Origin of the sequence: Luteimonas sp. YGD11-2, from assembly GCF_004118975.1 — a bacterium.
In the GTDB taxonomy this organism is placed as follows: domain Bacteria; phylum Pseudomonadota; class Gammaproteobacteria; order Xanthomonadales; family Xanthomonadaceae; genus Luteimonas; species Luteimonas muca.
On record NZ_CP035376.1, the window covers coordinates 3053703 to 3067465 of the forward strand.

General features: G+C 70.1%; 11 protein-coding genes. 9 read left to right on the plus strand and 2 right to left on the minus strand.

Annotation, left to right across the window (positions count from 1 at the left end; translation table 11 throughout):
- Nucleotides 1-43: 43 nt before the first annotated feature.
- From ERL55_RS14065 to ERL55_RS14105, 9 genes are all read left to right on the plus strand, one after another.
- Complete coding sequence (locus tag ERL55_RS14065; RefSeq protein ID WP_129136983.1) at nt 44-679, plus strand: 4'-phosphopantetheinyl transferase superfamily protein; 636 nt, start codon at nt 44-46, stop codon at nt 677-679.
- 4 nt (nt 680-683) lie between these two features.
- A complete protein-coding gene (rsmG, locus tag ERL55_RS14070) occupies nt 684-1331 on the plus strand; it encodes a 16S rRNA (guanine(527)-N(7))-methyltransferase RsmG (protein WP_129136984.1) in 648 nt (215 codons plus the stop codon).
- 96 nt (nt 1332-1427) lie between these two features.
- Nucleotides 1428-2249 carry an AAA family ATPase gene (locus ERL55_RS14075; protein WP_129136985.1) on the plus strand — a complete coding sequence of 274 codons (822 nt, stop codon included), beginning with the start codon at nt 1428-1430 and terminating at the stop codon, nt 2247-2249.
- Nucleotides 2250-2340: 91 nt separating this feature from the next.
- Nucleotides 2341-3249 (plus strand): ParB/RepB/Spo0J family partition protein, encoded by a 909-nt coding sequence (locus ERL55_RS14080; RefSeq protein ID WP_129136986.1) that lies wholly within the window; start codon nt 2341-2343, stop codon nt 3247-3249.
- A gap of 861 nt (nt 3250-4110) precedes the next feature.
- A complete protein-coding gene (locus ERL55_RS14085) occupies nt 4111-5928 on the plus strand; it encodes a DUF885 family protein (protein ID WP_129136987.1) in 1818 nt (605 codons plus the stop codon).
- Nucleotides 5929-6230: 302 nt separating this feature from the next.
- Nucleotides 6231-6467 carry a 50S ribosomal protein L28 gene (gene rpmB / locus ERL55_RS14090; RefSeq protein ID WP_129136988.1) on the plus strand — a complete coding sequence of 79 codons (237 nt, stop codon included), beginning with the start codon at nt 6231-6233 and terminating at the stop codon, nt 6465-6467.
- Between the two features lie 14 nt (nt 6468-6481).
- A complete protein-coding gene (rpmG, locus tag ERL55_RS14095) occupies nt 6482-6646 on the plus strand; it encodes a 50S ribosomal protein L33 (RefSeq protein WP_036137644.1) in 165 nt (54 codons plus the stop codon).
- A gap of 131 nt (nt 6647-6777) precedes the next feature.
- Nucleotides 6778-10221: a PAS domain-containing hybrid sensor histidine kinase/response regulator gene (locus ERL55_RS14100; protein ID WP_129136989.1), complete on the plus strand. Its 3444-nt coding sequence runs from the start codon at nt 6778-6780 to the stop codon at nt 10219-10221.
- Nucleotides 10222-10289: 68 nt separating this feature from the next.
- Nucleotides 10290-10931, plus strand: a complete 642-nt coding sequence (locus tag ERL55_RS14105; RefSeq protein ID WP_129136990.1) for an exopolysaccharide biosynthesis protein — start codon at nt 10290-10292, stop codon at nt 10929-10931.
- A gap of 91 nt (nt 10932-11022) precedes the next feature.
- On the opposite strand, the gene ERL55_RS14110 is transcribed toward ERL55_RS14105, so the two are convergent.
- Together ERL55_RS14110 and acs are read right to left on the minus strand one after the other, a co-directional pair.
- A complete protein-coding gene (locus ERL55_RS14110) occupies nt 11023-11694 on the minus strand; it encodes a response regulator transcription factor (RefSeq protein WP_129136991.1) in 672 nt (223 codons plus the stop codon).
- 29 nt (nt 11695-11723) lie between these two features.
- Nucleotides 11724-13682 carry an acetate--CoA ligase gene (gene acs, locus ERL55_RS14115; RefSeq protein WP_129136992.1) on the minus strand — a complete coding sequence of 653 codons (1959 nt, stop codon included), beginning with the start codon at nt 13680-13682 and terminating at the stop codon, nt 11724-11726.
- Between the last annotated feature and the right edge of the window lie 81 nt (nt 13683-13763).

Here is a 13763-nt window from a genome sequence, read left to right on the forward strand (position 1 = left end):
ACGACCGGGCGCGCGGGCGTCGATAGCTTACGCTGCGCGCCTGATGGCCACAGCACCCGCCGCCCGCCAACCCGACGCACCGCTGGCCGCCGGAGCCCTGCGGCTGGGTGCGATCGACTGTGCGTGGCGCCCGTATGCCCGGGGCGAGCGCGCCGAGCCACACGTGCGTGCCTGGCTCGCCGGCCTGCTGCCCGATGGCGTGCCCGCGCTCCAACGCGACGCCCACGGCCGCCCGCGCTGGCCCGAGGCCGTGGGCGCCGAGGTCAGCTGGAGCCACAGCGGCGGCGGCTTGCTGATGGCGCTGGCGCACGGCCTGCGCGTGGGCTGCGACCTCGAGTGGATGCGACCCCGGCTGCATTCGCTGGAGCTGGCGCAGCGCTTCTTCCATCCGCGCGAGGCGGCGTGGCTCGAAGCGCTGCCCGCCTTATTGCGCGAGCGGGTGTTCGTGCGCCTGTGGTGCGCCAAGGAAGCAGTGCTGAAGGCGCATGGCCGCGGCATCGCCTTCGGCCTGCACCGGCTGGAATTCGCCGAGCGCGGCGACGCGCTGGCGCTGGTCGACTGCGATGCCGCCCTCGGGCAGCCACAGGACTGGTCGCTGCACGCGTTCGAGCCGGCGCCCGGCTACCTCGCCACGCTGGCGTGGTCGCCGCTGCCGACGGCACGCACCCACCTACAATAGGCCGATGCCCACCTCCGCCCATCCGCAGCAGCAGCGCCTGCTCCACGGCCTCGACGCACTCGCCCTCGACCCGGCCCTGGCCACCCCGCTGCTGGCCTATCTCGACCTGCTGCAGCGCTGGAACCGCACCTACAACCTCACCGCGATCCGCGACCCGGACGCGATGGTGGTGCTGCACCTGCTCGACTCGCTGGCGATGGCCACGCACGTGGCAGGGCTGCGCACGCTGGCCGACCTCGGCACCGGACCCGGGCTGCCCGGCATCCCGCTGGCGATCACCCATCCGCAGCTGCAGGTGGCGCTGGTCGAATCCAACGGCAAGAAGGCACGCTTCCTGCGCGAGGCGGTGCGCACGCTCGGCCTGGGCAATGCCCGGGTGCTGGAATCGCGCGCCGAGGCGGTGGCCGAGCCGGGTGGCTTCGACGCGATCACCGCACGCGCGCTCGCCACCCTGCCCGACATCCTCGCGGTCGGCGGGCATCTGCTCGCCCCTGATGGCCAGCTGCTGGCGATGAAGGGCACGCGCCCGGACGAGGAGATCGCCGCGCTGCCGGCGGGCTGGCGGCTGCTGTCGGTGGAACCACTGTCGGTACCCGGGCTCGGCGCCGCGCGCCATCTGGTGCGGGTCGGACGCGCCGCCGACGCGGCCTGAGCCCCGGTCCTGCCCCCGTGGCCCGGGTCCGGCATAATCCCCGGCCGGCCCGCTTTTTCCGCGCGTGCCGTTCCCTGTGCTTCGAGACCCGCTGCAATGGCCCGGATCATCGCCATCGCCAACCAGAAGGGCGGCGTCGGAAAGACCACGACGTCGGTCAACCTGGCGGCCGCGCTTGCCGCCACGCCCAAGCGCGTCCTGCTGGTCGATCTCGATGCGCAGGGCAACGCGACCATGGGCAGCGGCATCGACAAGCGCGACCTGCACGCCTCCACCTACGACGTGTTGCTGGGCGGGCTGCTGGCCGAGGACGCGCTGATGGAGACGGCGGAGCACTTCGACCTGCTGCCGTCCAATACCGACCTCACCGCGGCCGAGATCGAGCTGATGGACGAGGAAGGCCGCGAGCAGCGCCTGAAACGCGCGCTCGAGCCGCTGAAGCCGCGCTACGACTTCATCCTGATCGACTGCCCGCCGGCACTGTCGCTGCTCACGCTCAATGCACTGACCGCGGCCGACTCGGTGCTGGTGCCGATGCAGTGCGAGTACTACGCGCTGGAAGGCATCAGTTCGCTGCTGGAAACCATCGATGCGCTGAAGGCGCGATTGAACCCGGCGCTGGAGATCGAGGGCGTGCTGCGCACGATGTACGACGTGCGCAACAACCTCACCAATGCGGTCTCCAACGAACTCGACCAGCATTTCGGCGACAAGATGTTCCGCACCGTGGTGCCGCGCAACGTGCGCCTGGCCGAAGCACCCAGCCACGGCCAGAGCATCATCGGCTACGACCGCAATTCGCGCGGCGCGATCGCCTACCTCGGGCTCGCCGGCGAGATCCTGCGCCACCAGCGCGAGCGCGAGCAGCCCGCGGCGGCGCCGCTGGGCGCGCCGGCGGAACTGGTGCAGGCGGGCTGAGCATGCATAACCACCTGCCCGCGCACGCCGCCCGCATCCACGCCGCCTGCGTCGCATGCGGCGCCCGCCATGTCCGCACAGGGGGAGCGGCATGACCGCAACGAAGAACCGAACCGCTACGAAGAAGGGCACGCTGGGCCGCGGGCTGAACGCGCTGCTCGGGCCGCAGGGCGCCGCCACGCCGGCACTCGAGGCGACCCCGGCCGACACCCTGCAGAACCTGCCGATCGATGCGTTGTCGCCAGGCAAGTACCAGCCGCGGCGGACGATGAGCGAGGACAAGCTCGACGAGCTCGCGGAGTCGATCAGGGCGCAGGGGGTGATCCAGCCGATCGTGGTGCGCGATCTGGGCGGGCGGAAGTTCGAGATCATCGCCGGCGAGCGTCGCTGGCGTGCCTCGCAGCGCGCAGGGCTCACCGAAGTGCCGGTGGTGGTGCGCGAGGTCGACGACCGCACCGTCATCGCGATGGCGCTGATCGAGAACATCCAGCGCGAGGATCTCAACCCGCTGGAGGAAGCGCAGGCGCTGCAGCGGCTGATCGACGAGTTCATGCTGACCCACGCACAGGCCGCGGCCGCGGTGGGGCGCTCGCGCGCGGCGGTGTCCAACCTGCTGCGGCTGCTGGAACTGCCGCAGGCGATCCGCATCCTGGTGGAATCGAAGCAGCTGGAAATGGGCCATGCCCGCGCGCTGCTGACGCTGTCGCCGGAGCTGGCGAGCAGGCTTGCGTCCGAGGCGGTGGCCAATGGCTGGTCGGTGCGCGAGGTCGAGCATCGCGCGCAGCAGTTCGCCGAGGGCCGCATTCCCTCGCGCAAGGCCAAGCCGGGCACGAAGGCGCGGCCGCAGCAGGCGGACATCGTGGCGCTGGAGAACGAGCTGTCGGCCACCCTGGGCGCGAAGGTCGCCATCGCCCACGGCCGCGGCAACAAGGGCCGGCTGGTGATCCACTACACCGACCTCGACACGCTCGACGGGCTGCTGGAGCGGCTGCGACGGTAGGACACACCAGCCGCGATAGGGACTGGCTGGACTGCTCGTGCACGCAAGAGTTGCTCTAACTCCGCGCCGCCCGTGGCGCGCACCGGGCTCCGACGTCCGCAGGTTCGGCACGAAAAGCACGAAGAGCATGGGCGGTCCCCGCCGAGCGCCTGCAACGCCCACGCCCGTGCGTTGGGCACTTCGGTATGGGGATCGATAGCAGTTGCAGCCGATCAAGCCCTGCCCGCCCGGCGCTATTCGCGGTTGATCTTCGTCCCGACACGACGACAGGTCGGAGCCCGCCGCGGACGCAGGGGATGTCCAGAGCCGGCCATGGATGGCCGGCGGCCGGATGTGGGAGCAGGACGCGGAGATATCCGGCTGGGCATCCCCCTGTGGCCGCGGTGGGCGGACTGGACTCCCGATAGGACTCCGGAGGAATCGGACGAAAACTCCGCAAGGGCGCCTGCCGGGCATTCCGCCGAGTCGGCGCCCGATATCGCCTTGGTCGGCGAAACACCCGGCAGGCGCCTGAGGAGAGTTCGCCGATCGGAGCGGAAAGGCCGACGCGCGCCGGCGAGACGGTCGCCGTTGCTCCCTTTCCAGCCATGCGCCGCCTCCAGCGCGGGTCTGGTGCCGTCGCAACCAGGGCAAATATCGGGCGCCGACTTGCGGCGGCACCGGATTCACGCCAAAGCCGACCGTCGAACCGTGGCACCGTCTTTCGCTGAGTCGCCACCGGATGCGAACCCGCTCCGTCCAGTAATCCGAACGCCCGACGCGTCGCAGGGACGGGGCAGACATCCCACCACGACTTCCGACCCCTGCGTGGCCTGCGCGCGGATGCCATGATCGGCGGTCGTCGCATTGCCGGATCACGCCATGAAGTCGTTGTTGCTGCCTGCCCTCATCGCCACCGCCCTCGCCGTCCCGGCCGCGTACGCGGCGCCGCCGCAGGCAACCGCGTCGGACGCGCCGGCCGCCGCCAGCACGCTCCGCAGCGAGGCGGATGCCCGTTTCGAGGCGATCTACACCGCGGAGTGGGCATGGCGGCAGGCGGAGTTCGGTCGTGGCGAGGAGGAGGCCGGCAGCGAAACACGGCGCGGGCTGCCCGATGTCGGCCCCGACGCGCAGGCGGCGCGGCTGGCGCGCTGGGAGCAGGTGCTGGCCGGGCTCGACGGCATCGACGCCGATGCGCTGTCGGCGGAGAACCGCATCAACCTGGCGATCTACCGGTCGCAGGTGGAGAACCTCGCCGACAACGTGCGCCTGCGCAGCTACGAGATGCCGTTCAATTCCGACAGCTCGTTCTGGGCCAGCCTGTCGTTCATGACCCGCCGGCCGTTCCGCACCGCCGCCGACTACGAGGCCTACATCGCGCGGCTGGCCGACGTGCCGCGCTACTTCGAGCAGCAGATCGGCAACATGCGCGCCGGGCTGGCACGCGGTTTCAGCGTGCCGCGCGCGGTTCTCGACGGCCGCGACGTGTCGATCGCGGCGGTGGCGGAACTCGACGATGCCGAAAACGCGACGTTCTGGTCGCCGTTCGAGCGCATGCCGGCCGGCATGCCGGCAGCCGAACAGGAACGCCTGCGCGCGCAGGGCCGCGCGGCGATCGAATCGGCGGTGATCCCCGCGTTCGCCAACCTGCTGACCTTCTTCCGCAGCGAGTACGTGCCACAGGCGCGCACCACCCTGGCCGCCGAGGCCATGCCCGGCGGCGAGGCGTTCTACCGCCAGCAGATCCGCGAATACACCACGCTCGAGCTGTCGCCGCAGGAGATCCACGACATCGGCCTCGCCGAGGTGGCGCGGATCCGCGCGCAGATGCAGGAGATCATCGACGGGCTGGATTTCGACGGCGATTTCGACGCGTTCCTGACCTTCCTGCGCACCGATCCACGGTTCTACGCGAAGACCCCGGAGGAGCTGCTGCACCGTGCGGCGTGGATCTCCAAGCGCGTGGACGGGGTGATCGGCCAGTACTTCGACCCGCTGCCGCGCGGGCGCTTCACCATCGTGCCGGTGCCCGACGACATCGCGCCGTTCTGGACCGCCGGCCGCGGTGGCATGGGCACCTACTGGCTCAACACCTACGACCTGCCGTCGCGGCCGATGTACAACCTGCCGGCGCTGACCCTGCATGAATCCGATCCCGGTCACGCCTTCCAGGCGGCACTGGCGCGCGAACAGGGCGAGCAGCCGGCGTTCCGCCGCGACAGCTACATCTCCGCCTACGGCGAAGGCTGGGGCCTGTACGTGGAGAAGCTGGGCGAGGAAATGGGCATCTACGAGACGCCCTACGAGCACTTCGGCCGGCTGACCTACGAGATGTGGCGCGCGGCGCGGCTGGTCATCGACACCGGCGTGCACCACAAGGGCTGGAGCCGCGACCAGGCGCTGGCGTTCCTGCGCGACAACACCGCGCTGTCCGAGCACGAGGTCACCACCGAGGTCGACCGCTACATTTCCTGGCCGGCGCAGGCGCTGTCCTACAAGCTGGGCGAGATCGCGATCGTGCGCCTGCGTGGCGAGGCGGAAGCCGAACTCGGAGAGCGCTTCGACATCCGCGCCTTCCACAACGCGGTGCTGCGCGAAGGCTCGGTGCCGTTGCCGGTGCTGGAATCGCAGATCCGGGCATTCATCCGTGAGGCGAAGGCGGCGCCGGCCGCCGCGACGCAGGCCGCCGCGGCGCCCTGAACCCAAGCACCAGCCACGCGCGCCCGGGCGGACCCCGTCGCGCGGCGGCTGCTGTGGATAACTTGCCTGCGGCGGGCCAGGCCGGCATAATGCCCGGCTCGCTGTGCCCGCCTGGCCGTTCCGGCAGACAGGGTGGACGTTTCCGGAAGCGCGATTCCGGCCCACCCGGCACCGCCGCCGCCTTCATGGTGGCCTGCCCGTATCGCGCGCCGCCCGCTTCACCGCGTGGTCGGCGGGGCCGTCGCCTCCCTGGCCAAGGGGGGCATCCATGCGGAATCTCCGCGACCCACCAGAGGTGCACCATGTCCCGAGTCTGCCAAGTCACCGGCAAGCGTACGACGACCGGCAACAACGTCTCGCACGCGATGAACAAGACCCGCCGCCGTTTCATGCCGAATCTCCACGAGCGCCGTTTCTGGGTCGCGTCGGAGAACCGCTGGATCAAGCTGCGCGTGTCCGCCAAGGCGCTGCGTACCATCGACAAGAACGGCATCGATTCCGTGATCGCCGAGCTGCGCAAGCGCGGCGAAAAGATCTGAGGAGGATCTGAACCATGGCTTCCAAGCGCGACAAGATCCGCCTGATTTCGTCGGCCGGTACCGGCCACTTCTACACCACCGACAAGAACAAGAAGAACACCCCCGGCAAGATGGAGATCAAGAAGTACGATCCCGTCGTGCGCAAGCACGTGCCGTACAAGGAAGGCAAGATCAAGTGATGTGACCGCCTGCGCTGCAGGCGTACGATCACGGCCCGCACCATGCGGGCTCACCGGAACCCGCCGCAAGGCGGGTTTCGTGTGTGTGGGCGTACACTCCGGGCGGACTCGAGGTCGGCCGGGGAGGGCTGATGCTTCCAGGCTGGATGCTGCTGCTGGTGTCGGTGGGCTACGCCGCGCTGCTGTTCGCGGTGGCGTGGTGGGGCGACCGCAACCCCACCCACGTGCAGCGCCCGGCATTGCGCCCGGTGGTCTACAGCCTGGCGCTGGCGGTGTACTGCTCGTCGTGGACCTTCTACGGCGCGGTCGGCAGCGCCGCGCGGCATGGCCTGGGTTACCTGCCGATCTACCTCGGCCCATTGCTGCTGCTGGTGTTCGGCTGGCGCATCCTGGAACGGATGGCGCTGGTGGCGCAGTCGCAGAGCACGGTGTCGATCGCCGACTTCATCGCCGCGCGCTACGGCCGCTCGCAGCGGCTGGCGGCGATGGTGGCGGTCATCGCGCTGGTGGCCGCGGTGCCGTACCTGGCCTTGCAGTACAAGGCGGTGGCGCTGTCGCTGCAGGTGCTGGGCGGGCCGGAGATGGCGCAGAGCAGCTTCGGCGATCCGGCGCTGTACGTGGCGCTGCTGATGGCGCTGTTCGCGATCCTGTTCGGCACCCGCCAGGTCGATGCCACCGAACACCGCCCCGGCATGATGCTGGCGATCGCGCTGGAATCGCTGGTCAAACTGGTCGCGCTGGTGGCGGTGGGCGTGTTCGCGCTGTTCTGGTTCGGCAGCGCCCCGCGCTTCGCCGAGGCCAGCACCGCGCTGTTCTCCAACGCCGCGCCCGATGGCTTCGTGGCGCAGACGCTGCTGGCGTTCGCGGCGATCTTCTGCCTGCCCCGCCAGTTCCACGTGGCGATCGTCGAATGCGGCGACGTCTCGGAGATCCGCCGGGCGCGCTGGCTGTTCGGTGGCTACCTGGTGATCGTGAGCCTGATGGTGGTGCCCATCGCCGCCGCCGGCATCGCCCTGTTCGACGATGGCGCCGCGATCGCCGACACCTACGTGCTCGCACTGCCGCTGGCCGAACAGCGCGAGGCGCTGGCGCTGTTCGCCTATGTCGGCGGCTTCTCCGCGGCCACCGGCATGGTCATCGTGGCGAGCGTGGCGCTGGCCATCATGGTCTCCAACGACCTGGTGATGCCGCTGCTGCTGCGCCGCCCCGGCTGGGCCCAGCGCCATGGCGGCGATCTCGCCGGCACCGTGCTGTGGGTGCGACGGGTGACGATCCTGTGCTTCGCCGGGCTGGCCTACGGCTATTACCGCGCCAGCGGCTCGGACACCACGCTGGCCTCCTACGGGTTGATGGCGTTCGCCGCGGTGGCGCAGTTCGCGCCGGCGCTGATCGGCGGCCTCTACTGGCGCGGCGCCAGCCGCGAGGGCGCCGAGGCCGGCCTGCTGATCGGCTTCGCGGTGTGGATCTACACGCTGCTGCTGCCCACGCTCACCGATGCCGGCTGGTTCGACGGCGCCTGGCTCGAGGACGGCCCGTTCGGCATCGGCTGGCTGCAGCCGCGCGGGCTGTTCGGCATGCAGGGCTGGGATCCGCTCACCCACGGCACGTTCTGGGCGCTGCTGTTCAATATCGGCACGCTGCTGCTGGTCTCGCAACGCTGGCGCCCGGGCCTGGAGGAGCATCTGGCGGCGGTGCCCTACCTCAATCCGTATGCCGAGCGGCGCACGCCCGGTACCAGCGAATGGCGCAGCGGGCTACAGGTGCGCGACCTGCTGACGCTTGCGCGCCGCATCGTCGGCGCACGCCATGCGCAGCGCGCCTTCATCGAGCAGGCGCAGTCGCTGGTCCAGCCGCTGCAGCCCGCGGCACCGGCCGACCGCATCTGGGTGCAGTTCACCGAACGCCTGCTGGCGTCGGCCATCGGCGCGGCCTCGGCGCGACTGGTGCTGACCAGCTCGCTGCGCGGCACCGGCATGGACCTGGGCGAAGTGGTCGCGGTGCTCGACGAGGCCGGTCAGGAACTGCGCTTCAACCGCGAGATCCTGTCCACCACGCTGGAAAACATCGACCAGGGCGTGAGCGTGGTCGATCGCGAGATGCGCCTGGTGGCATGGAACCGCCGTTACCAGCAGCTGTTCGACTATCCCGACGGCATGCTCTACGTCGGCCGCCCGGTCGCCGACCTGATCCGCTACAACGCCGAGCGCGGCGAACTCGGCGAGCTCAACGACGCGGCCGTGGACACCGAGACCGCCAAGCGCATCGCCTATATGCGCGGCGGTTCGCCGCATGTCTCCGAACGCGTGCTCGGCAGCGGGCTGGTGATCGAGGTGCGCGGCCAGCCGCTGCCGGGTGGTGGCTACGTCACCAGCTACAGCGACGTCACCGAATACAAGCGCGTGGAACGCGCGCTGCGCGAGGTCAACGAGACGCTCGAGCAGCGCGTCACCGTGCGCACCCGCGAAGCGGAGGCCGCGCAGCAGTCGCGCACGCGTTTCCTCGCCGCGCTCAGCCATGACGTGCTGCAACCGCTCAATGCCGCGCGGCTGTTCACCTCGGCGCTGCGCGAAAGCGACGAGGCCGACGAGCAGCGCCGCCTCGCCGAGCGCGTGGACACCTCGCTGCGCGCGGCCGAGGAACTGCTCGACGGCCTGCTCGACGTCTCGCGGCTGGATGCCGGTGCGTTGCGCCCGGAATGGTCGGACTTCGACGCCGCCGAACTGATGCGCGAACTTGCCGCGCAGTACGCACCGATGGCGGCGGCGCGCGGCATCGAGGTGCGCCTGAGCGTGCGCGCGCTGCCTGTGCACAGCGACCGCCGCCTGCTGCGCCGCGTGCTGCAGAACTTCCTCGCCAACGCGCTGCGCTATACCCGCGAGGGCCGCATCGTGCTGGCGGCGCGCCCGCGCGGCGACAGCGTCGCGCTGCAGGTGTGGGACACCGGCCCGGGCATTCCCGAGCACCACATGCGGCAGATCTACGACGAGTTCCATCGCTACCAGCAGCCGTTCGACTGGGATGAGCGCGGGCTGGGCCTGGGGCTGTCGATCTGCCAGCGCATCTCCCGGCTGCTGGGCCACCGCCTCGACGCACGTTCGCGCGTGGGATACGGCAGCGTGTTCTCGATCATGGTCCCGCGCGCCGAACACGCCGTGCCGGTGCCTGCACGGGCGGCGATGGAACTCGGCGAGTCGCTGGCCGGCATGCGCGTGCTGTGCGTGGACAACGATCCCGACATCCTCGCCGGCATGCAGGCACTGCTGCAGCGCTGGCAGGTGCTGGTGCTGACCGCGACCACCGTGGATGCCGCGCTGGCCCGCATGGACGATGCGCCCGATGTGCTGGTGGTCGACTACCACCTGCATGACCGCCTCGACGGCCTCGACACACTCGATGCATTGCGGGCAATCGCGCCCGGAACGCCCGGCGTGCTGCTGACCGCCGACGGCAGCGATGCGCTCAAGCAGGCCGCACGCAGGCGTGGCTACCGGGTGCTGACCAAGCCGCTCAAGCCGGCGTCGCTGCGTGCCTTCCTGGCCGCGCAGCGGCGGCCGCCACGCGTCCACGACCGCTAGCAGCCGGCACGGCGGGCCGCGCGCACGTGCTTGCTACACTGCCCCGCCCTGCAAGGCCCTGCCGTCGGATGATCGACTCCCGTACCCGCCGCGACGCACTGGGCGACCGCCTCGAACAGATCATTGCCGACCTCGACGGCGAGCACCTCAGCCTGGGCAGCATCGTCGAGCGGATCGGCAGCGAAGGGCTGTTGCTGCTGTCGATGCTGCTGACGGTGGTGTTCCTGATCCCGGTCTCGATCCCCGGCGTGAGCACGGTATTCGGCGCGGCGCTGCTGCTGATCGGCGTCAGCCGGCTGACCGGGCGCCCGCTGTGGCTGCCCACGCGCCTGCGCGAGCGCCGGCTGCCGGCGGAGAAGCTGCGCAACGGCCTGCGCCGCGGGCTGTCCTGGGTGCGGCGGCTCGAGCGCGTCAGCCGGCCGGGCCGCCTGGCCGCGCTGGCCGAAGGCCGCGCCATCGACATCTTCAACAGCCTCGCCTTCATCTTCGCCGCGCTGCTGCTGATGGCGCCGTTCGGCTTCGTGCCCTTCAGCAACACCTTCCCGGCGGTCGCGCTGCTGTTCTATGCGATCGGCATGATCCAGCGCGATGGCGGCGCGATTCTGCTCGGCCATCTCGCCACCATCGGCACCGTCATCTATTTCGCGGTGCTGATCGGCGGCGGCGGCTATGCGCTGCATGCGCTGTGGCGGATGGTCGGCGGCAACTGATCCGTGGGAGCGCGCTCGCGCACGAGTCCCGCTCCCGTCGTGGATAAAGTCCTTCGCGACGCGTGCGGCTTCGCGCTCGCGCCATCAACCGTCAGTCGATCTCGTCGGGCGGTGCGGTAACCGCCGCCGGGTCCACCGCCAGGCGGCCGGCGATCAGCACTGCCTGGGTGCGGTTGCTGGCGCCGAGCTTGCGCAGGATCGCGCTCATGTGCGCCTTGACCGTGGCTTCGGACACGCCCAGCTCGTAGCCGATCTGCTTGTTGAGCATGCCCTCGCCCAGCATCTGCAGCACGCGGAACTGCTGCGGGGTGAGGTCGCTGATGCGCGCGGCGACATCGTGCTCGTCGGCGCTTGCCGCCGGCGCGGCGCCGGCTGCGGCCGGCACCCAGCGATCGCCATCGAGCACCCGCTGCAGCGCCTCGCCCAGTACCTGGGTATCGGCCGACTTGGGGATGAAGCCCATCGCGCCATGGTCGAGCGCGCGTCGCATCACCGTGGGTTCCTCGCGCGCGGACACGATCACGATCGGCAGCTGCGGATGCTGCGCGCGCAGGTGCACCAGCGCGCTGAAGCCCTGCGCGCCCGGCATGTTGAGGTCGAGCAGCAGCAGGTCGGCATCGGGTTCCGCATCCACCAGCCCGTAGAGGCTGTGGGTGTCGCTGGCCTCGCACAGGCGTGCATCGGGCAGCGTACGCGCGACCGCCCCGCGCAACGCTTCGCGAAACAGCGGATGGTCGTCGGCGACGAGGATGGTCCGGGACATGCTGCGGGGCCTTCGGGGTGCGGCGGCCGTCAGCCGCCGGCACCACGGCGTTGGCGCACCAGCGACTCCACCACCGACGGGTCGGCCAGGGTGGTGGTGTCACCGAGCTGGTCGGGTGCGTTCTCGGCGATCTTGCGCAGGATGCGGCGCATGATCTTGCCCGAACGCGTCTTCGGCAGGCCCGGTGCCCACTGCAGGTGGTCGGGCGTGGCGATCGGTCCGATCTCGCCGCGCACATGGGCCACCAGTTCCTTCATCAGCGCATCGGTGCCTTCCTCGCCGGCCACCAGGGTGATGTAGGCGTAGATCCCCTGGCCCTTGATGTCGTGCGGGAAACCGACTACCGCGGCCTCCGCCACCTTCGGGTGCGAGACCAGTGCGCTTTCGACCTCGGCGGTGCCGATGCGATGACCGGACACGTTGATGACGTCGTCGACGCGACCGGTGATCCAGTAGTACCCGTCGGCATCGCGCCGGCAGCCGTCACCGGTGAAGTAGCTGCCGGGATAGGCGCTGAAATAGGTGTCGATGAAACGCTGGTGGTCGCCGTACACCGTACGCATCTGCCCCGGCCACGAATCGAGGATCACCAGGTTGCCCTCGGCCTCGCCATCGAGCACGGCGCCCTGGGCATCGACGATCGCCGGCTGGACGCCGAAGAACGGCCTTGTCGCGGAACCGGGCTTGGCGTCGATGGCACCCGGCAGCGGGGCGATCAGGATGCCGCCGGTCTCGGTCTGCCACCAGGTGTCGACCACCGGGCAGCGGCCGTCGCCGACCACCTCGTGGTACCAGCGCCAGGCTTCGGGATTGATCGGCTCGCCGACGGTGCCGAGGATGCGCAGCGATGCGCGCGAGGTCGCCTTCACCGGTGCCTCGCCCTCGCGCATCAGCGCGCGGATCGCGGTGGGCGCGGTGTAGAAGATGGTGACCCTGTGGCGGTCGACCACGTTCCAGAAACGCGACACGTCCGGATAGTTCGGTACGCCCTCGAACATCAGCGAGGTCGCGCCGTTGGCGAGCGGGCCATAGACGATGTAGCTGTGACCGGTGACCCAGCCGACGTCCGCGGTGCACCAGTAGATGTCGTCCTCGCGCAGGTCAAACACCACCTCGTGGGTGTAGCTGGCGAACACCAGGTAGCCGCCGGTGGTGTGCAGCACGCCCTTGGGCTTTCCGGTGGAGCCGGAGGTGTAGAGGATGAACAGCGGATCCTCGGCGTTCATGCGCTCGGGTTCGCAGGTGTCGGGCTGCTCGTCGACCACCGCGTCGTACCAGCGGTCGCGCGGCATCTGCATGCCGACCGCGCCACCGGTGTGGCGCACCACCAGCACCGTTTCCACGCTGTTGGTACCCGGCAGCTTCAGCGCCGCATCGACGTTCGCCTTGAGCGGGATGCGGCGGCCACCCCGCAGGCCTTCGTCGGCGGTGATGATGAGCCTGGAACCGCAGTCGGCCACGCGATCGGCGATCGATGCCGGCGAGAAGCCGCCGAACACCACGGTGTGCACCGCGCCGATGCGCGCGCAGGCCAGCATGGCGACCGCCGCTTCCACGATCATCGGCAGGTAGATGGTGACGCGGTCGCCCTTGCGCACGCCGAGGCTGCGCATGGCATTGGCCAGCCTGCACACGCGCGCATGCAGCTCGCGGTAGCTCACATGCCGCGGCGGCGTCGCCGGGTCGTCGCCTTCCCACAGGATCGCGGTCTTGTCGCCGCGCGTGTCCAGATGTCGGTCGAGGCAGTTGACGCTCGCATTGAGTTCGCCGTCGTCATACCAGCGGATCCGGAAGTCATCCAGCGCGAAGTTGACGTCGCGGATCCGCGTCGGCGGCGTCATCCACTTCAGGCGCTCGGCGGCACGCGCCCAGAACGCATCGGGGTCGCGCACCGATTCGGCGTAGAGGCGTTCGTAATCCTCGCGGCCGATCGCGGCCTCGGCAGCCAGTGCCTCGGGCACGGGATAGACGGAAGGAGTCGTGGACATGGCGCGCTCCGCAAATGACCTGACCCCAGAGTGTGCCGCATCCAACCGCGCACCGGCTTAGACGTTGGTCTAGGTCCGGAC

Excerpts from the sequence above, each read along its gene's own strand:
- ERL55_RS14065 (WP_129136983.1), top strand. The coding sequence starts at position 44 with ATGGCCACAGCACCCGCCGCCCGCCAACCCGACGCACCGCTGGCCGCC.
- ERL55_RS14110 (WP_129136991.1), bottom strand. The coding sequence starts at position 11,694 with ATGTCCCGGACCATCCTCGTCGCCGACGACCATCCGCTGTTTCGCGAA.
- ERL55_RS14105 (WP_129136990.1), top strand. The coding sequence starts at position 10,290 with ATGATCGACTCCCGTACCCGCCGCGACGCACTGGGCGACCGCCTCGAA.
- acs (WP_129136992.1), bottom strand. The coding sequence starts at position 13,682 with ATGTCCACGACTCCTTCCGTCTATCCCGTGCCCGAGGCACTGGCTGCC.
- ERL55_RS14100 (WP_129136989.1), top strand. The coding sequence starts at position 6,778 with ATGCTTCCAGGCTGGATGCTGCTGCTGGTGTCGGTGGGCTACGCCGCG.
- rpmB (WP_129136988.1), top strand. The coding sequence starts at position 6,231 with ATGTCCCGAGTCTGCCAAGTCACCGGCAAGCGTACGACGACCGGCAAC.
- ERL55_RS14085 (WP_129136987.1), top strand. The coding sequence starts at position 4,111 with ATGAAGTCGTTGTTGCTGCCTGCCCTCATCGCCACCGCCCTCGCCGTC.
- rpmG (WP_036137644.1), top strand. The coding sequence starts at position 6,482 with ATGGCTTCCAAGCGCGACAAGATCCGCCTGATTTCGTCGGCCGGTACC.
- rsmG (WP_129136984.1), top strand. The coding sequence starts at position 684 with ATGCCCACCTCCGCCCATCCGCAGCAGCAGCGCCTGCTCCACGGCCTC.
- ERL55_RS14075 (WP_129136985.1), top strand. The coding sequence starts at position 1,428 with ATGGCCCGGATCATCGCCATCGCCAACCAGAAGGGCGGCGTCGGAAAG.
- ERL55_RS14080 (WP_129136986.1), top strand. The coding sequence starts at position 2,341 with ATGACCGCAACGAAGAACCGAACCGCTACGAAGAAGGGCACGCTGGGC.